This is a genomic window from Methylobacterium sp. 88A, assembly GCF_000376345.1.
In the GTDB taxonomy this organism is placed as follows: Bacteria; Pseudomonadota; Alphaproteobacteria; order Rhizobiales; family Beijerinckiaceae; genus Methylobacterium; species Methylobacterium bullatum.
On record NZ_AQVT01000001.1, the window covers coordinates 4,017,839 to 4,032,980 of the forward strand.

Below are 15,142 nucleotides of genomic sequence, written 5' to 3' on the forward strand. Positions count from 1 at the left end.
ACCATGACCGGCCGCCCTGCCCGGCCGTCAGTGACGGTCGGCCGACGCCGCCATCGCCGCGTCCAGCACGCGCGCCACATGGAGCGCTTCGAGCCCGAGACCGTCATGGATCTGGTGGCGGCAGCTGGTGCCGTCGGCCACGACGAGATCGTCCGGGCCGGCCTTGCGCAGGGCCGGGAACAGCGAGAGCTCGGCCATGGCGAGCGACACGTCGATGGTCTCGGCGCCGTATCCGAAGACGCCCGCCATGCCGCAGCAACTCGACTCGATGACCCGCACGTCGAGCCCCGGCACCGCGCGCAGCACCGTCTCCACCGCGCCCATGGCGGCGAAGGCTTTCTGGTGGCAATGGCCGTGCAGATGGGCGACCCGCCCGCCCTGGTCCGCCAGAGGCAGGGCGATCCGCCCGGCATCGAGATCGACGGCGAGCAGCTCCTCGAACAGCAGGCTCGCCTTGCTTAACTCCCCCGCCCCCGGGCCGGGGAGCAGGGACGCGAACTCGTCACGGAAGGTCAGCAGGCAGGACGGTTCGAGCCCGACGATCCGGGCACCGGCCCGGATGAAGGGCAGCAGCGCGGTGAGCGTGCGGCTTGCCTCCTCGCGGGCCCGGTCGGTCTGGCCGGAGGCGAGATAGGTGCGGCCGCAGCAGAGGGGGCGTCGTCCACGGTTGGGGAAGACCCGATGCAGACGGTAACCGGCGGCGATCAGCACACGCTCTGCTGCTTCAAGGTTCTCCCGCTCGAAGGCGCGGTTGAACGTGTCGCCGAACAGCACGATGTCGCGGAAATCCCCGGTCACGTCGCCCGGATGGGCCGGCTCGCCCTGCTCGACCCAGGGCCTGCGCCAGCGCGGCAGGGTGCGCCGCGCCGAGAGCCCGGCGACCCGCTCCGACAGCCTCGCCAAGGCGGGCACCCGGTCGCGCAGGTTGAGGAGCGGCGCCAGCCAGGCGGCGGTGCCGGCATAGAGCGGCAGGGCCGCCACCAGCCGCTCCTTCAAGGGCAGGCCGTGGCGGGCGTGGTAATGGTGCAGGAACTCGACCTTCATCTTGGCCATGTCGATGCCGGTGGGGCATTCGCGGCGGCAGGCCTTGCACGAGACGCAGAGATCCAGGGTCCGCTTCATCTCGCGGCTGGTGAAAGCGTCCGCGCCGAGCTGACCCGAAATCGCGAGCCGCAGGGAGTTCGCCCGGCCACGGGTCAGATGCTGCTCGTCTTTCGTGGCCCGGTAGGACGGGCACATCGCCCCGCCGGCGAGCTTCCGGCACGTGCCGTTGTTGTTGCACATTTCGACGGCACCGCCGAAGCCGCCCCATTCCGACCAGTCGAGGGCGGTCCTCTTCGGCTGGCTCACCGCGTAGCCCGGCTGGAATCGCATCAGCGAACGGTCGTCCATCTTGAGCGGCCGGACGATCTTGCCGGGGTTGAGCCGGTTCTCGGGGTCGAACGCGTCCTTCACCTGTTCGAAGGCGCGGGTCAGGCGTTCGCCGAACATCGGCGCGATGTATTCCGAGCGCGAGATGCCGTCGCCATGCTCGCCCGAATAGGAGCCCTTGAAGCGGCGGACCTGTTCGCTCGCGGCCTCCGCGATGGCGCGCATCTTGGCGACGTCCCCGCCCTGCTTCATGTCGAGGATCGGGCGGACATGCAGACAGCCGACGGAGGCGTGGGCGTACCAGGTGCCGCGCGTGCCGTGGCGGGTGAACACCTCCGTCACCGCGTCGGTGTAATCGGCGAGATGCTCCAGCGGCACCGCGCAATCCTCGATGAAGGAGACCGGCTTGGCATCCCCCTTCATCGACATCATGATGTTGAGGCAGGCCTCGCGCACCTCCCAGACCGATTTCTGGCGGATCGGCTCCGGCACCTCCACCACGGCGTCCACATGGCCGTTATCGGCCATGCACGCGTCGAGACGCCGAAGATCGGCCAGGAGCGCGTCCCGGTCGTCGCCGGCGAATTCCACCAGGAGCAGGCAATTCGGCGTGCCATGGGTGATGTCGGCCAAAGTCGCCCGGAACAGCGGGATGTCGGCGCCGAGCACCAGCACGTTGTTGTCGACGAGCTCCACCGCCACCGGATCGAGGTCGACGATGGCCTTCGTCGTCTCCATGGCGGAGCGGAACGACGGGAAGTGGCAGACGCCCATGACCCGGTGCGTCGGCAGGCGCGACAGCTTCAACGTCACGCTGGTGGTGGCCGCCAACGTCCCTTCCGAGCCGACGAGGAGATGGGCGAGGTTCGGCCGCGCCTCGATCAGCGCATCGAGATTGTAGCCGCCGACCCGGCGCTGCACGCGCGGGTACATGCGCAGGATCTCGTCGCGCTCGGATTCGGCCAGAGCCCGCATGGCGGCGGCGAGGGCGTCCGCCCGCCGCGAGCCGGTGACGCCCGTCGCCGCGTTCCCGGTGAGGCCGAAGCCGAAAGGCTCTCCGTCATGGAACAAGGCCTCCATCCCGAGCACGTTGTCGCTCATCTTGCCGAAGCGCAGGGAGCGCGCGCCGCAGGAATTGTTGCCGGCCATGCCACCGATGGTGCAGCGGGTGGCGGTGGAGGGCTCCACGGGAAAGAACCAGCCATCGGCCTTCACCCGTGTGTTCAGCCGTTCCAGCACCATGCCGGGCTCGACGGTGATGGTTCCGGCTTGCGCGTCGTAGGCGATGATCCCGTTGAAATGCCGCGAGCAATCGACCACGAGGCCGCGCCCGATGGGCTGGCCGTTCTGGGACGTGCCGCCGCCGCGCAGGATCACCGGCACGTCGTGCTCGGCCGCGATCTTCAGGGTGGCGGCGATGTCGGCGGCACTGCGGGGCAGGACCACGCCCGCCGGCATGATCTGGTAGATCGACGCGTCGTTGGCATAGCGCCCCCGGGTGAAGGCATCGAACTTCGCCTCGCCGGCGAGGGCCTCGGCGAGGCGGCGCGGCAGGCCGGCGCCCTGCCGGTTGGCGGCGCGCGGACTGACCGGCCCCGGTCCGGCGACGGGCGAAGGGGCGCGGTTCGGGCCGGTGGCGGGCTCAGCCGTTGCGGTCATGATCCATCGTCCTCGTGGGAGTGCCGTGGGCCGGCTTCAAAGCGATGCGGGTTCCGGTAGGGTGGCGGGATCGTCCCGACCGGCTAGAATGGCCCACACGGATTGCATGCAAAACAGGGCCGTCAGATGATCGATTTGTATAGCGACACGCAGACGCGGCCCACACCCGGCATGCGTGAGGCCATGGCCCGCGCGGAGGTGGGTGACGAGCAATCCGATTCCGATCCGACGACCCTGGCTTTGTGCGAGCGCGTCGCCGACCTGCTCGGCATGGAAGCGGGGGTGTTCATGCCCTCGGGCACGATGTGCAACCTCGTCTCGATCCTGGTCCAGACCCGGCCCGGCGACGAGATCGTGGTCGACGATCAGTCCCATATCTACAACACCGAGGCCGCCGGCTCGGCGGCCATCGGCGGCGTCTCGGTGAAGGCCCTGGCCACCCCGGCCGGCCTCTACACGCCCGAGGCGTTCGAGGCGGCGATCCGCCCCCCCGCCCGCACGGCGCCGCGCTCGGCCCTGGTCTCGGTGGAGCAGACCACGAGCTTTTCGGGCGGCTCGGTCTGGCCGCTCACCGACATGCGCCGCATTCGCGACCTCGCCCATCACAAGGGCATGAAGGCGCATATCGACGGGGCGCGCCTCCTCAATGCCGTGGCCGCCACCGACATCTCCGCCAGGGACTACGCCAAAGGCTTCGACAGCGTCTGGATCGATCTGAGCAAGGGACTCGGCTGCCCGGTCGGCGCCGTCCTGTGCGGCTCGGGGCACTTCATCGTCGAGGCGTGGCGGTGGAAGTACCGGCTCGGTGGCGCCATGCGCCAGTCGGGAATCCTCGCCGCGGCCGGCCTCTACGCCCTCGATCATCATGTGGACCAGCTGGAACTCGACAACGCCAATGCCGGCGAGTTGAAGGCCCGCATCACCGGCGCGCCCGGCCTCGCCATCGCGCCCGATGCGGCCCAGTCCAACATCCTGTGCTTCTCGGTGGAGCCGCTGGGCATCACCGCGACCGCCTTCGCCGAGGCGTGTCTCGCGGGCGATGTGCGTATCCGCGCCATCGGCGCGCATCAGATCCGGGCGACCACCCATCTCGACGTCGACCGGGCCGGCATCCTGCAAGCGGCGGACGTGATCCGGGCGCAGGCCGCACGGTTTCATGAGGTGCGCCGCTGAGCCGCCGTCACGATGCGACGCCGGCGTCCGGCGGACACGTTGTCTCCCGCCCCGCCGCCGCCCGGCGCTTGTTGCGCAGATGCCCGAACAGGATGTCGCTGAGCTCATTGCCGGCGCGCCTGCGCAATGCATCGAGGATTTCCTCATGCTCGCGCATCGCCTCGCCCCAGCGGTCGCGATTCTCGTCGAGATTGGCCGAGTAGCGCACGCGGCGCAGGCGCCCGGCGAAATTGGCGTAGCTCGCCCGCAACGGCTCGTTGTCCGCCGCCTGCACGATCCGGTCGTGGATCGCCTGGTTGCAGGCGAAGTAGCCGTGCAGGTCGCGCCGCATGTAGCAGCCGTACATCTCGTGATGCAGCCGCTCGATCTCGTCATAGGCGGCGGGCGTGATCTTCTCGCAGGCGAGGCGTCCGGCCAGGGCCTCGAGCCCGCCCATGACGTCGAACAGGTCCACGAGTTCCTCGGCGCCGAGTTGGCGCACCCGCGCGCCCCGGTTCGGCAGGAGCTCGATCAGCCCCTCCGAAGCCAGCACCTTCAGCGCCTCGCGCAGTGGCGTGCGCGAGATGCCGAAGCGCTCGCAGAGCATCCGCTCCGGCACCCGCGCGCCGGCGGCCAGATTGCCCTCGACGATGTAGTCCCGCAGGCGTGCCAGAAGCTCGCCGTGGAGGGATTTCGCCAGCGACGGCATCGCGGAAAGACGCGCTCCATCGGCGGGTTCGAGGCCGGCATCGGCCTCCGGTTCAGTGACAGGCTCAAGCACCATAATGCGAACCTAGCAGCCGAAAGCAGGAAGGTCGAGACGAGATGTCCGCATAATAATGCTTGCCCTCTCAAAAAATGAATGCAATTTTCTGCTCCGACGCACAGTGGATCATCGATCCGGGCGCAGCTTTCCCTCGACTGGCCATCGCGGAGATCTCGATGACGACACGGACCGGACGCCATTTCCTGCATATTCCAGGCCCCAGCCCGGTGCCCGAGCGCGTCCTGCGCGCCATGGACATGCCGGTGATCGACCATCGCGGCCCCGATTTCGCCGGACTCGGCAAGGCGGTGCTGGAAGGCGCCCAGGCCGTCTTCCAGACGCGGTCGCCGGTGATCATCTATCCGGGTTCCGGCACGGGTGCCTGGGAATCGGCCATCGTCAATACGCTCTCGGCCGGCGACCGGGTGTTGATGTTCGAGACCGGCCATTTCGCCACCCTGTGGCGCCAGATGGCGGCGCGCTGGGGTATCGAGGTGGAGTTCGTCCCCGGCGATTGGCGCCGCGGGGTCGATCCGGCGCAGGTCGAGGCGATCCTGGCCGAGGACCGCGCCAAGTCGATCAAGGCCGTGATGGTGGTCCATAACGAGACCTCCACCGGCGCCACGAGCCGGATCGCGGAGATCCGCAAGGCGATCGACCGGGCGAACCATCCCGCGCTCTTCCTCGTCGATACGATCTCGGGCCTCGGCTCGGCCGAATACGCCCATGACGAATGGGGCGTCGACGTCGCGGTGAGCTGCTCGCAGAAGGGCCTGATGCTGCCGCCGGGCCTCGGTCTCGTCGCCCTGTCGGACAAGGCTCTGGCCGCCGCGAAGACAGCGACTCTGCCCCGTTCCTACTGGGATTGGGAAGACATGCTGAAGCCGAATGCCGGCGGCTACTTCCCCTATACCCCCGCCACGAACCTGCTTTACGGCCTGCGCGAAGCCATCGCCATGTTGCGAGAGGAAGGCCTGGCCGAGGTCTTTGCCCGCCACCAGCGTCTCGCCGCCGCCACCCGCGCCGCCGTCGAGGGCTGGGGCCTGGAGGTTCTGTGCCGGGAACCGTCGGAATACTCGCCCGTGCTCACCGCCGTGGTGATGCCGGAGGGCCATGACGCGGATGCCCTGCGCACTCTGATCCTCGAGAAATACGACCTCTCGCTCGGCACCGGGCTCGCCAAGATGGCGGGCAAGATCTTCCGCATCGGCCATCTCGGCGAATGCAACGACCTGATGCTGATGGCGGCGCTGTCGGGCGTCGAGATGGGTCTCAAGGCCGGCGGCGTCCCGCACGCGCGCGGCGGTGTGCTGGCGGCCATGGACGCCCTGCGCTCCGGCCTGGACGACTGAGCAGCACCTCCCTCCCCTTGTGGGAGGGGGGGATCGTGCCGATCGCACCCTTTGCGCGTCCCCCACAAACAACCGACGCTCAGATCGGGCGGGGTGGCGCGCTCAACCCGAGGAAACCCCGATGACGCCAGCTAAAAGACGCGTCTCCGCGTCGAACATGGTGCTGTTCCTGCTCTGCCTGATGTATTTCGTCACCTATCTCGACCGGGTGAACATCGCCACGGCGGGCGGCGAGATCATGAAAGATCTCGGGCTCTCGAACACCCAGTTCGGCCTGATCCTGTCCGCCTTCGCCTATCCCTACGCGATCTTCCAGGTCATCGGCGGCTCGGTGGGCGACAAGTTCGGCGCGCGGCGGACCCTCCTCGTCTGCGGCCTGATCTGGGCCTCGGCGACGATCCTCACCGGGTTCGTGGGCGGGCTCATCAGCCTGTTCCTCGCCCGCGTCCTCCTCGGCTTCGGCGAAGGCGCCACCTTCCCCACTGCCACCCGCGCCATGCAGAACTGGACCGCGCCGGGCAAGCGCGGCTTCGCGCAGGGCATCACGCATGCCTTCGCGCGGCTGGGCAACGCGGTGGCGCCGCCCATCGTGGCCTTCCTGATCTACCAGTTCGGCTGGCGCATCGGTTTCGTCATCCTGGGGGTGGCGAGCTTCGCCTGGGTCGTGGTCTGGTACCTCTACTTCCGCGATGACCCGAAAGATCATCCGGCGATCACGCCCGAGGAACTCGCTGTGCTGCCGCCCCCGAGCAAGGTCGGTGCAAAGCAGAACGTGCCCTGGGGCCGCCTCACCCGGCGCATGCTGCCGGTGACGCTGACCTATTTCTGCTACGGCTGGACCTTGTGGCTGTTCCTCGGCTGGCTGCCGAGCTTCTTCAAGCTCAACTATGGGCTGGACTTGAAGAATTCGGCCCTGTTCGCCTCGGGCGTATTCTTCGCCGGCGTCGTCGGCGATACCCTGGGCGGCGTGTTCAGCGACCGCATCCTGAAGCGCACAGGGGATCTCAAGCTCGCCCGGCTCAGCGTCATCGTGGTCGGCTTCCTCGGCGCGGCGGCGAGTCTCACCGGCGTGTTCTTCACCCGCGACCTGACCCTGGTGGCGCTGCTGCTCAGTTCCGGCTTCTTCTTCGCCGAACTGGTGATCGGCCCGATCTGGTCGGTGCCGATGGACATCGCGCCAAAATATTCGGGCACGGCGGCGGGCCTGATGAACACCGGCTCGGCGGTGGCGGCGATCATCTCGCCGATCGTGTTCGGGATGATCGTGGACATGACGGGAAGCTGGACCCTGCCCTTCGTCGGCTCCATCGGCCTCTGCCTCCTGGGCGCGGTCCTCGCCTTCACCATGCACCCGGAGCGCCCGTTCGAAGAGGAGCCGGTGGTACCGCCCCTGGGACGGGCGGTTCCTGCGGAGTAGCGCGATCCTGGCTGCGCTGGCTTGAGCCGAAGCCAGAGCGCAATCCCCTCTCCCCGCACGCGGGGAGAGGGGATGCACACGGCGAGTCGTGTCCTCCTCGCGTAACGCCACCGCCGGCGGGCCGCACCCGCCCCCGGCGCAAAACAGGAACCGAGCACGATGGATCACTCCGTGCACGAAGAACCCCGCCCCCTCCCCCTCGCGGGCATCCGCGTCCTCGACGTGACGCAGGTGATGGCAGGGCCGTTCTGCAGCATGCTGCTCGGCGATCTCGGAGCGGACGTCATCAAGATCGAACCGCCGGGCACGGGCGACCAGACCCGCAGCGCCATGGGGTTCAAGATGAAGGGGCCTGACAGCATGGGCTTCCTCAACATGAACCGGAACAAGCGCAGTCTCGCCCTGAACCTCAAATCCGATGCCGGGCGTGACCTGCTCCTCGATATGGCCGCCAATGCGGATGTGCTGGTCGAGAATTACCGGCCCGGCGTGATGGCGCGCCTCGGCCTCGGATACGAGGCGATGCGCGCCCGCAATCCGGGGCTCATCTATGCGAGCATCTCGGGCTTCGGCCAGTCGGGTCCCTGGGCGAAGCGCCCCGGCTACGACCTGATGGCCCAGGCGATGTCGGGGGTGATGAGCGTGACCGGCCATCCGGGCGGCCCGCCGGTGAAGGCCGGCGTGCCGGTCGCCGATATCGGCTGCGCGCTGTTCACCGTCTACGCGATCCTCTCCGCCTATATCGGCCGGCAGGCCAGCGGCGGGGGCCAGTATATCGACGCCTCGCTCTTCGACGCGGCCTTGGCCTTCTCGATCTGGGACGTGTCGGAATATTGGGGGACGGGCCGGATCCCGCAGCCGCTCGGCACCTCCAACCGCATGAGCGCCCCCTACCAGGCGGTGCGGGCCTCGGACGGCTACTTCGTCATGGGGGCCACCAACCAGAAGCTCTGGCGCCTGCTCTGCGACGTGCTCGGCCGCGCCGAACTGTTCGAGGATGCCCGCTTCGTCGACATCCCCGCGCGCCTCGCCAACCGCGAAGAGCTGATCGAGGAGCTGGAGCGGAGCTTTGCCGCGAGGACCAGTGAGGAATGGGTGTCCCTGCTCCTCGAAGCCGGCATTCCGGCCGGCCGCATGAACACCTATCCGGAAGCGTTCGAGAGCGAGCATGGCCGGCACCGGGAGATGCGCATCGAGGTTCCCCATCCGATCGAGGGCACGGTGCCGAATATCGGTTTTCCCGTGAAGCTCACGGGCACGCCGCAACGCGCCCGCAGGCACGCGCCGCTTCTCGGCGAGCATACCGAGGACGTGCTCTCGGAATTCGGCCTCTCGGCGCACGAGATCGAGGCCCTGCGCTCGCGCGGCGCCTTCGCCGCTTGAGCGGGAGCCAGCACGTCATAGGCCCGTCAGACCCATGGGGAGCGAACGGCATCTGGGGCGGCCCAGGCTTTGCCGGGCTCGCGGAGGATGGCAGAACCGCGCGAGCGGAGCCGCCTCCGGCGCCATGAAGGGATGACGACATGACGGTGTCGAACGACGACGAGCTGGCCGGCCTGAAGCGGATCGGGCGCATCGTCGCCGACACCCTCGAGGCGATGGGCAAGGCCATCGAGCCCGGCATGACCACCCGCGACCTCGACGGGATCGGGCGGCGGATCATGGAGGCGGCCGGAGCTCGCCCGGCACCGGAACTCGTCTACGCCTTCCCCGGAGCCACCTGCATCAGCGTCAACGAGGAGATCGCCCACGGCATTCCCAGCGACCGCAGGATCAATCCGGGCGATCTCGTCAATATCGACGTGTCCGCCGAGAAGGACGGCTACTTCGCCGATACGGGCGCGTCCTTCGCCGTGCCGCCGGTGACGCGGGCGGTGGAGCGACTGTGCAGGGACGGGCGCCGGGCGATGTGGACGGGATTGCGCCAGGTCGGTACCGGCAAGCCCCTGGCCGATATCGGACGGGCCGTCGGGGCCTTCGCGCGGAAGAACGGCTACACCCTGGTCCGCAACCTCGCGAGCCACGGCGTGGGCCTGTCATTGCACGAGGAGCCGACCGAGATCGCCACCTGGCCCGACGCCTCCGAGCGACGGATCATGCAGGAGGGGCTGGTCTTCACCGTCGAGCCGTTCCTGTCCCTCGGCGCCGAGTTCGCCGCGGATGGCGACGACCCCTGGACCCTCTACAGTCAGCCGAAGGCCCTCACGGTGCAATACGAGCATACGGTCATCGCCTCGCGCAGCGGGCCGCTGATCCTCACCATGCCGGGGCAATAGGAGCCGGATACGGAGCGAGAGGAGCGAAGGCCGGCGGCACTGCGTCCAAACGGACCTTGCATGATGGGCGGGCACGTCATAATCCGAACGAAAGGCCAATGTTTACAGTAGATTAGACTGTTTAAAAACTGCGCGCACGTCAAGACACAGGGAGGCTCCGGATGTCCGAAGGGAGGCCCTGTCACGTCGCGCGCCGGATCGCGGATCGGTCGCCGCGTCAGTCGAGGCCGGTACAGCGCCGTCTCGGAGGAGCCGGCGTGACCGGCGCGGGAGCATGGTTCCCAGGGTCCATGCCTATCCCCAACGAGCAACCGGGCCGGGCGGCGCGGAGCGCATGAGCAGCATCCGGTTCGACGGCGCGTCCAGAGTGTGGCGCCGGGCGCGGCCCCTGCTGCCGTTCTTCTGCCTCTACATCACCTTCGGGACCACGCTCGGCTTCCTCGCCAGCGGCGCCCCGCTGATCCTGCGGGCACGCGGCGTCGAGCTCGCCGAGATCGGCCTGCTGCAGCTCATCAACTTGCCCGTCGGCCTGACGTTTCTCTGGGCCGTCGCCATCGACAGGCTGCGCCTGCCCGGCCTGCCGCATCGCATCGGCTGGATCGCGCTGATGCAAGGCGCGACCATCGCATTGCTGCTGGTGTTGAGCCTGGGCGAGGCGTGGCCGCTCGGCCTCCTCCTCGGCCTCGCGGTGGCGACCTGCTTTTGCGTCGCCACCATGGACATCGCCCTCGAAGCTTTGGTGGTCGAGACGGTGCCGGCGGACCGGCGGCCCTTCGTGGCCTCGGCCAAACTCTCCGGAGCGTCGCTGGGCGGAATCGCCGGCTCGGGCCTGCTGGTCGGGTACTACGACACGATCGGCTGGCAGGCCGCCGTGCTCTGCATCACCGGTCTCAATCTCCTCTGCCTGTTGCCCATGCTGCGCTACCCGGAAATCCGGCTTCGCCGCGATGCCGGTCCGGCGGAACGCATGACGGCCCCGTTCGAACGCCTGCGCGTCCTGGCGCCGCGCATCCTGGTCCTGGGCCTGTATTTCGCGGCCATGTTCGCCCTCTCGGGTCTGAACAACCTCGCCCTGCTGGATCTTGGGGTGCCGTTGCGGGAGGTCGGGTTCGTGACCGGTTCTCTCTCGCCTGTCATCAACCTCGTCATGGCCCTGGTCTCGGGCGTCCTCGTGCGACGGGTGGGGACCCTGCGGCTCATCACGGTCTCCGCGCTGGGCGTGATCGCCGGCGGCGGGGTGATGATCGCCGGCGCCGCCACCGGGTCGGCGGCTCTCGCGATCGCCGCGACGATCCTCGGCATCGTCGGCGGCGGAGGGCTCGGAGTGCCGGTGTTCAACATGATCTATCGCTGGGCGCAGGGGCCTCGTCCCGCCACCGATTACGCGCTCCTGTTCGGAGCGGCGTTCTTTGCCGCGATGCCCCTGCGCGTCGCCGCGCCGGCGCTCGCGGCGCATGTGGGCTGGCCGGCCTATTTCAGCATCGCGATCCTGTTCTACGCCGTCGCCGTTGCCGCCCTGCGCGCGACGATCCGCCGGACCCTCGATGCCGATCGGGTGGAGGGGCGCGCATGATCGATCAACTCGCCGCGCTGGTTCCGCCGTCACTGTCGGCCTTCGGCTGCCGGATCGCCACGGCACCGTCCGGGTCCGGAACCCGGCCGCTCTCGATCCTCACCAGCAAGGCGGCCTTCGACGAGGTGGTGGACGGGTTCGGCAGGGCGTCAGGCGACGGCTTCGAGACCGCCGACCGTCGCGCCTTGGTCTCGCTCTGGACGCAGTACTACCTTCCTGCCCTGATCGTCCCCTACTTCACCGCGCTCAGCCGCCTCGGCCGAGCCCTGCCGATCGGGTTCGACCGAGTCGGCTTCGAACTCGACGAGAACGGCATCGTCTCGCGATTCATCGTGGCGGAGGAGGACGACAGGAACGGAGGCCCGGAGCCGGGGCTCGATCCCCTGATCGAGGGGCATCTGCGACCGTTCTTCGACCTGTGCCAGACGCATTACGGTCTCTCCCGCCATGTCCTCTGGTGCAATGCCGGCGTCACCGCCGATTTCGCCCTGCGCGAGTTGAGCCGCGACGCGGTGCCGGCCTCCTCCCGCGCCGAAGCGTGCCTCGGCCGTTGCGGTGGCGATGCGTTCGGCCGCTGCCCGCTGGCCCAGGCTTTCCGAGGCGGCGCGGAGCGGCGGCGGCGGGTTTGCTGTATGCGCTACCGCATACCGGGCGTCCCCTCCTGCGGTGCCCTCTGCCCCGTCGATCACCTGACGAAAGCATCATGCTGAAGGACTTCCTCGCTTATTACCGCCCGCACCGGACCCTGTTCCTCGTCGATTTCGGATGCGCCGTCCTGTCGGGCCTGCTCGAACTCGGCTTCCCGATGGCCGTGAAGGCCTTCGTCGATGTGCTGCTGCCGCGCCAGGATTGGCAGTTGATCGTGCTCGCCGCCCTCGGCCTCGGGGTGATCTACGTGGCCAATGCCGGCCTCATGGTGGTGGTGACCTATTGGGGGCACGTGCTCGGCATCAATATCGAGACCGAGATGCGTCGCCGTGCCTTCGATCATCTGCAGAAGCTCTCGTTCCGCTATTTCGACAACCAGAAGACCGGCCACCTCGTCGCCCGCGTCACCAAGGACCTGGAGGAGATCGGCGAGGTCGCCCATCACGGGCCGGAGGACCTCTTCATCGCGGTGATGACGCTCATCGGCGCCTTCGCGCTGATGGTCTACGTCCACCCGCCGCTGGCCTTCCTGACCGCCGCGATCCTGCCAGTGATCGCCTTCGTCACCCTCCGCTACGGCGGTCGCATGACGCGCAACTGGCAGACGCAATACGGCCGGGTCGCCGCCTTCAACGCCCGCATCGAGGAGAATGTCGGCGGGATCCGCGTGGTGCAGGCCTTCGCCAACGAGCCGCACGAGCGGCGCCTGTTCGCCTCCGACAACCGGAAATACCGCGAGACCAAGCTCGAAGCCTACCGGATCATGGCCGCCAGCCTGTCGATCAATTATCTCGGCATGCGGCTCGTCCAGATCGTCGTGCTGCTGGGCGGCGCGGCCTTCGTCGTGCGTGGCGAGCTCTCGCCCGGTGGGTTCATCGGGTTCCTGCTGCTGGTGGGCGTCTTCTACAGGCCGCTCGAGAAGATCGGTGCCGTCGTGGAGACCTACCCGAAGGGGGTCGCGGGCTTCCGGCGCTACGCCGAGCTGCTCGCCACCGAGCCCGACATCGTCGACCGCCCCGGCGCCGTCTCCGTGCCGGCGCTGAAGGGCGACATCCGCTTCGAGGCCGTGAGTTTCGGCTACACCGCCGGCCGGCCCGTCCTGTCGGGGCTCGATCTCGACATCGCCGCCGGCGAGACCGTCGCCTTCGTCGGCCCGTCCGGGGCCGGCAAGACGACGTTGTGCTCCCTCATTCCGCGCTTCTACGAGGTGGAGAGCGGGCGCATCACCATCGACGGCATCGACATCCGCGACCTCACCCTCGCCTCACTGCGCCGGCAGATCGGCATCGTGCAGCAGGACGTCTTCCTGTTCGCGGGCACGATCCGCGAGAACATCGCCTATGGCCGGCTCGACGCCACCGAGGCGCAGATCGCGCAGGCCGCGGAGCGGGCCAAGCTCACCGCCCTGATCGAGGGCCTGCCCAACGGCCTCGACACCGTCGTCGGCGAACGCGGCGTGAAGCTCTCGGGCGGCCAGAAACAGCGCCTCGCCATCGCCCGCGTGTTTCTCAAGAACCCGCCGATCCTGATCCTGGACGAGGCCACCTCGGCCCTCGACAGCGAGACCGAACAGGCGATCCAGGGCTCCCTCGTGGAACTCTCCGAGGGCCGCACCACCCTCGTCATCGCCCACCGGCTCGCCACCATCCGCAAGGCGGACCGGATCGTCGTGGTCGGCTCGGAGGGCATCGTGGAGCAGGGACGGCACGAGGCGCTCCTTTCGGCGGACGGGGCCTACCGGCGCCTTTACAACGCGCAATTCGCCCAGGCCGACGATGCGGCGGACCGGGTGCGGATGGCCGCCCGGAATGGCGTTCTGGAGCGCGCTACGCCGTGATCCGAATGGCCGGCGCGCTCGAACCGCACCGTCTCCCTCGGTGAAGACTGGGATGGGATGGGAAGAAGTCATGCGCGGCAATGGCCGCATGGGCTTGGTGACCTGAAGGGGCGGCCACGATCGCGTCGCCATCGGCGGCGCGCCCGCGATGCGGGATGGCTGGCGGGAAATGGACGCCCTGAGCGATGCGGGTTTCAGCGGAATTCGCGACCCGCGACAGGAGGCGCCCAGCGTCTTCGCGCACGCCCTAGCGACATTCATCAATGAATGCGTAGGTTGTCGATAGATTTCGCTAACCGCCGCTCATGATGTTGGTTGCCGAACGTGACGCGCCCATGTGTAATTCCCTCGTCATGAGAGGATCAGCATGTGAAGCCACGCCTTGCCGCCATGGTCGTCATCTGTAGCCTGGCATCGCTGCCGGCGATGGCCTTTCCCATCGCCCCAGCCCCCGAGAGCGAGGCACCCGTGCTGCGTGTCGCGGGCGGCTGCGGCCCCGGAGCGTGGCGTGGCCCATGGGGGCATTGCCGCTCGACACCCTATGTCGGCCGCCTTCCGGGCGGGTGGTATCAGGCACGGGCCGGCAATGGCTGCCCGCCCGGTTACTGGCGCGGGCCGTGGGGCCATTGCCGCAACACGCCCTATCACGGCCGCCTGCCCGGGGGCGGATGGAAGTAGCCGGTCCGCCCCCTCCGAGAGGCGGGCGATGCGCGCGCATCAAGGCAGATTGTCCGCCGCCTTACACGGCGAGGGTCACCGTGCATGGCCCATCATCAACAATCGGTATGGGAACGGATCGGCGCCGAGGCACGAAGAGCAGGCTCCATTGAAGCAATCCACTCCTCAAATAGAGCTATATTCTATTTTGCGGCCAAAATTCCGATTTTGTTAAACCACACTTCGGCAGTGTCGCCCCTAAGGTGGCGAAAGGCTGTCGTAGGATGTATCGTGCCTTTTTGTGCATGACCGAGCAGCATCATTGGTGGGTCCTGCCGCTTGCGGCGCTGGTATGCTGGGTATCGTGCCATACTGCCCTGCGGCTCGCTCGCCACGTTTTTCGGAGCCGGGGCTTCGAGGCATGGGCCTGGCTG

The 15,142-nt window shown here is 68.3% G+C and carries 11 protein-coding genes; 9 read left to right on the forward strand and 2 right to left on the reverse strand.

Translation table 11 applies throughout. The features are described 5' to 3' along the window. Positions 1–27: 27 nt before the first annotated feature. Entirely contained in the window at positions 28–3,030 is a 3,003-nt protein-coding gene (locus tag A3OM_RS0119235; protein WP_018045412.1) for an FAD-binding and (Fe-S)-binding domain-containing protein, read from the reverse strand. Positions 3,031–3,156: 126 nt separating this feature from the next. On the opposite strand from A3OM_RS0119235, the gene A3OM_RS0119240 reads away from it, so the two are divergent. Continuing rightward, positions 3,157–4,203, forward strand: a complete 1,047-nt coding sequence (locus A3OM_RS0119240) for a threonine aldolase family protein (RefSeq protein ID WP_018045413.1) — start codon at positions 3,157–3,159, stop codon at positions 4,201–4,203. Between the two features lie 7 nt (positions 4,204–4,210). Here A3OM_RS0119240 and A3OM_RS0119245 read toward each other — a convergent pair whose 3' ends face one another. Continuing rightward, entirely contained in the window at positions 4,211–4,966 is a 756-nt protein-coding gene (locus tag A3OM_RS0119245) for a GntR family transcriptional regulator (protein WP_018045414.1), read from the reverse strand. A 158-nt stretch (positions 4,967–5,124) separates the two neighbouring features. Here A3OM_RS0119245 and A3OM_RS0119250 point away from each other — a divergent pair, with 158 nt between their 5' ends. The 8 genes from A3OM_RS0119250 (at position 5,125) to A3OM_RS25420 (ending at position 14,729) form a co-directional block, all read left to right on the forward strand. Further along, complete coding sequence (locus A3OM_RS0119250; protein ID WP_026176212.1) at positions 5,125–6,300, forward strand: aminotransferase class V-fold PLP-dependent enzyme; 1,176 nt, start codon at positions 5,125–5,127, stop codon at positions 6,298–6,300. A 121-nt stretch (positions 6,301–6,421) separates the two neighbouring features. Next, positions 6,422–7,717: an MFS transporter gene (locus tag A3OM_RS0119255; RefSeq protein ID WP_026176213.1), complete on the forward strand. Its 1,296-nt coding sequence runs from the start codon at positions 6,422–6,424 to the stop codon at positions 7,715–7,717. A gap of 159 nt (positions 7,718–7,876) precedes the next feature. Continuing rightward, on the forward strand, positions 7,877–9,100 hold the full coding sequence (locus A3OM_RS0119260) for a CoA transferase (protein WP_018045417.1): 1,224 nt from the start codon (positions 7,877–7,879) through the stop codon (positions 9,098–9,100). Between the two features lie 140 nt (positions 9,101–9,240). Continuing rightward, positions 9,241–9,993, forward strand: coding sequence for a type I methionyl aminopeptidase (gene map, locus A3OM_RS0119265; protein ID WP_018045418.1), 753 nt, complete (start codon positions 9,241–9,243; stop codon positions 9,991–9,993). A gap of 334 nt (positions 9,994–10,327) precedes the next feature. Further along, the gene (locus tag A3OM_RS0119270) at positions 10,328–11,566 is read left to right on the forward strand and encodes an MFS transporter (RefSeq protein WP_018045419.1); all 1,239 of its coding nucleotides are present in this window, start codon (positions 10,328–10,330) and stop codon (positions 11,564–11,566) included. Beyond that, positions 11,563–12,276: a siderophore-iron reductase FhuF gene (fhuF, locus tag A3OM_RS0119275; RefSeq protein ID WP_018045420.1), complete on the forward strand. Its 714-nt coding sequence runs from the start codon at positions 11,563–11,565 to the stop codon at positions 12,274–12,276. The genes A3OM_RS0119270 and fhuF overlap by 4 nt, the downstream gene beginning before the upstream one ends. After that, entirely contained in the window at positions 12,270–14,051 is a 1,782-nt protein-coding gene (locus A3OM_RS0119280) for an ABC transporter ATP-binding protein (protein WP_018045421.1), read from the forward strand. The genes fhuF and A3OM_RS0119280 overlap by 7 nt, the downstream gene beginning before the upstream one ends. A gap of 426 nt (positions 14,052–14,477) precedes the next feature. Further along, positions 14,478–14,729 (forward strand): hypothetical protein, encoded by a 252-nt coding sequence (locus A3OM_RS25420; protein ID WP_081612751.1) that lies wholly within the window; start codon positions 14,478–14,480, stop codon positions 14,727–14,729. Positions 14,730–15,142 lie beyond the last annotated feature (413 nt).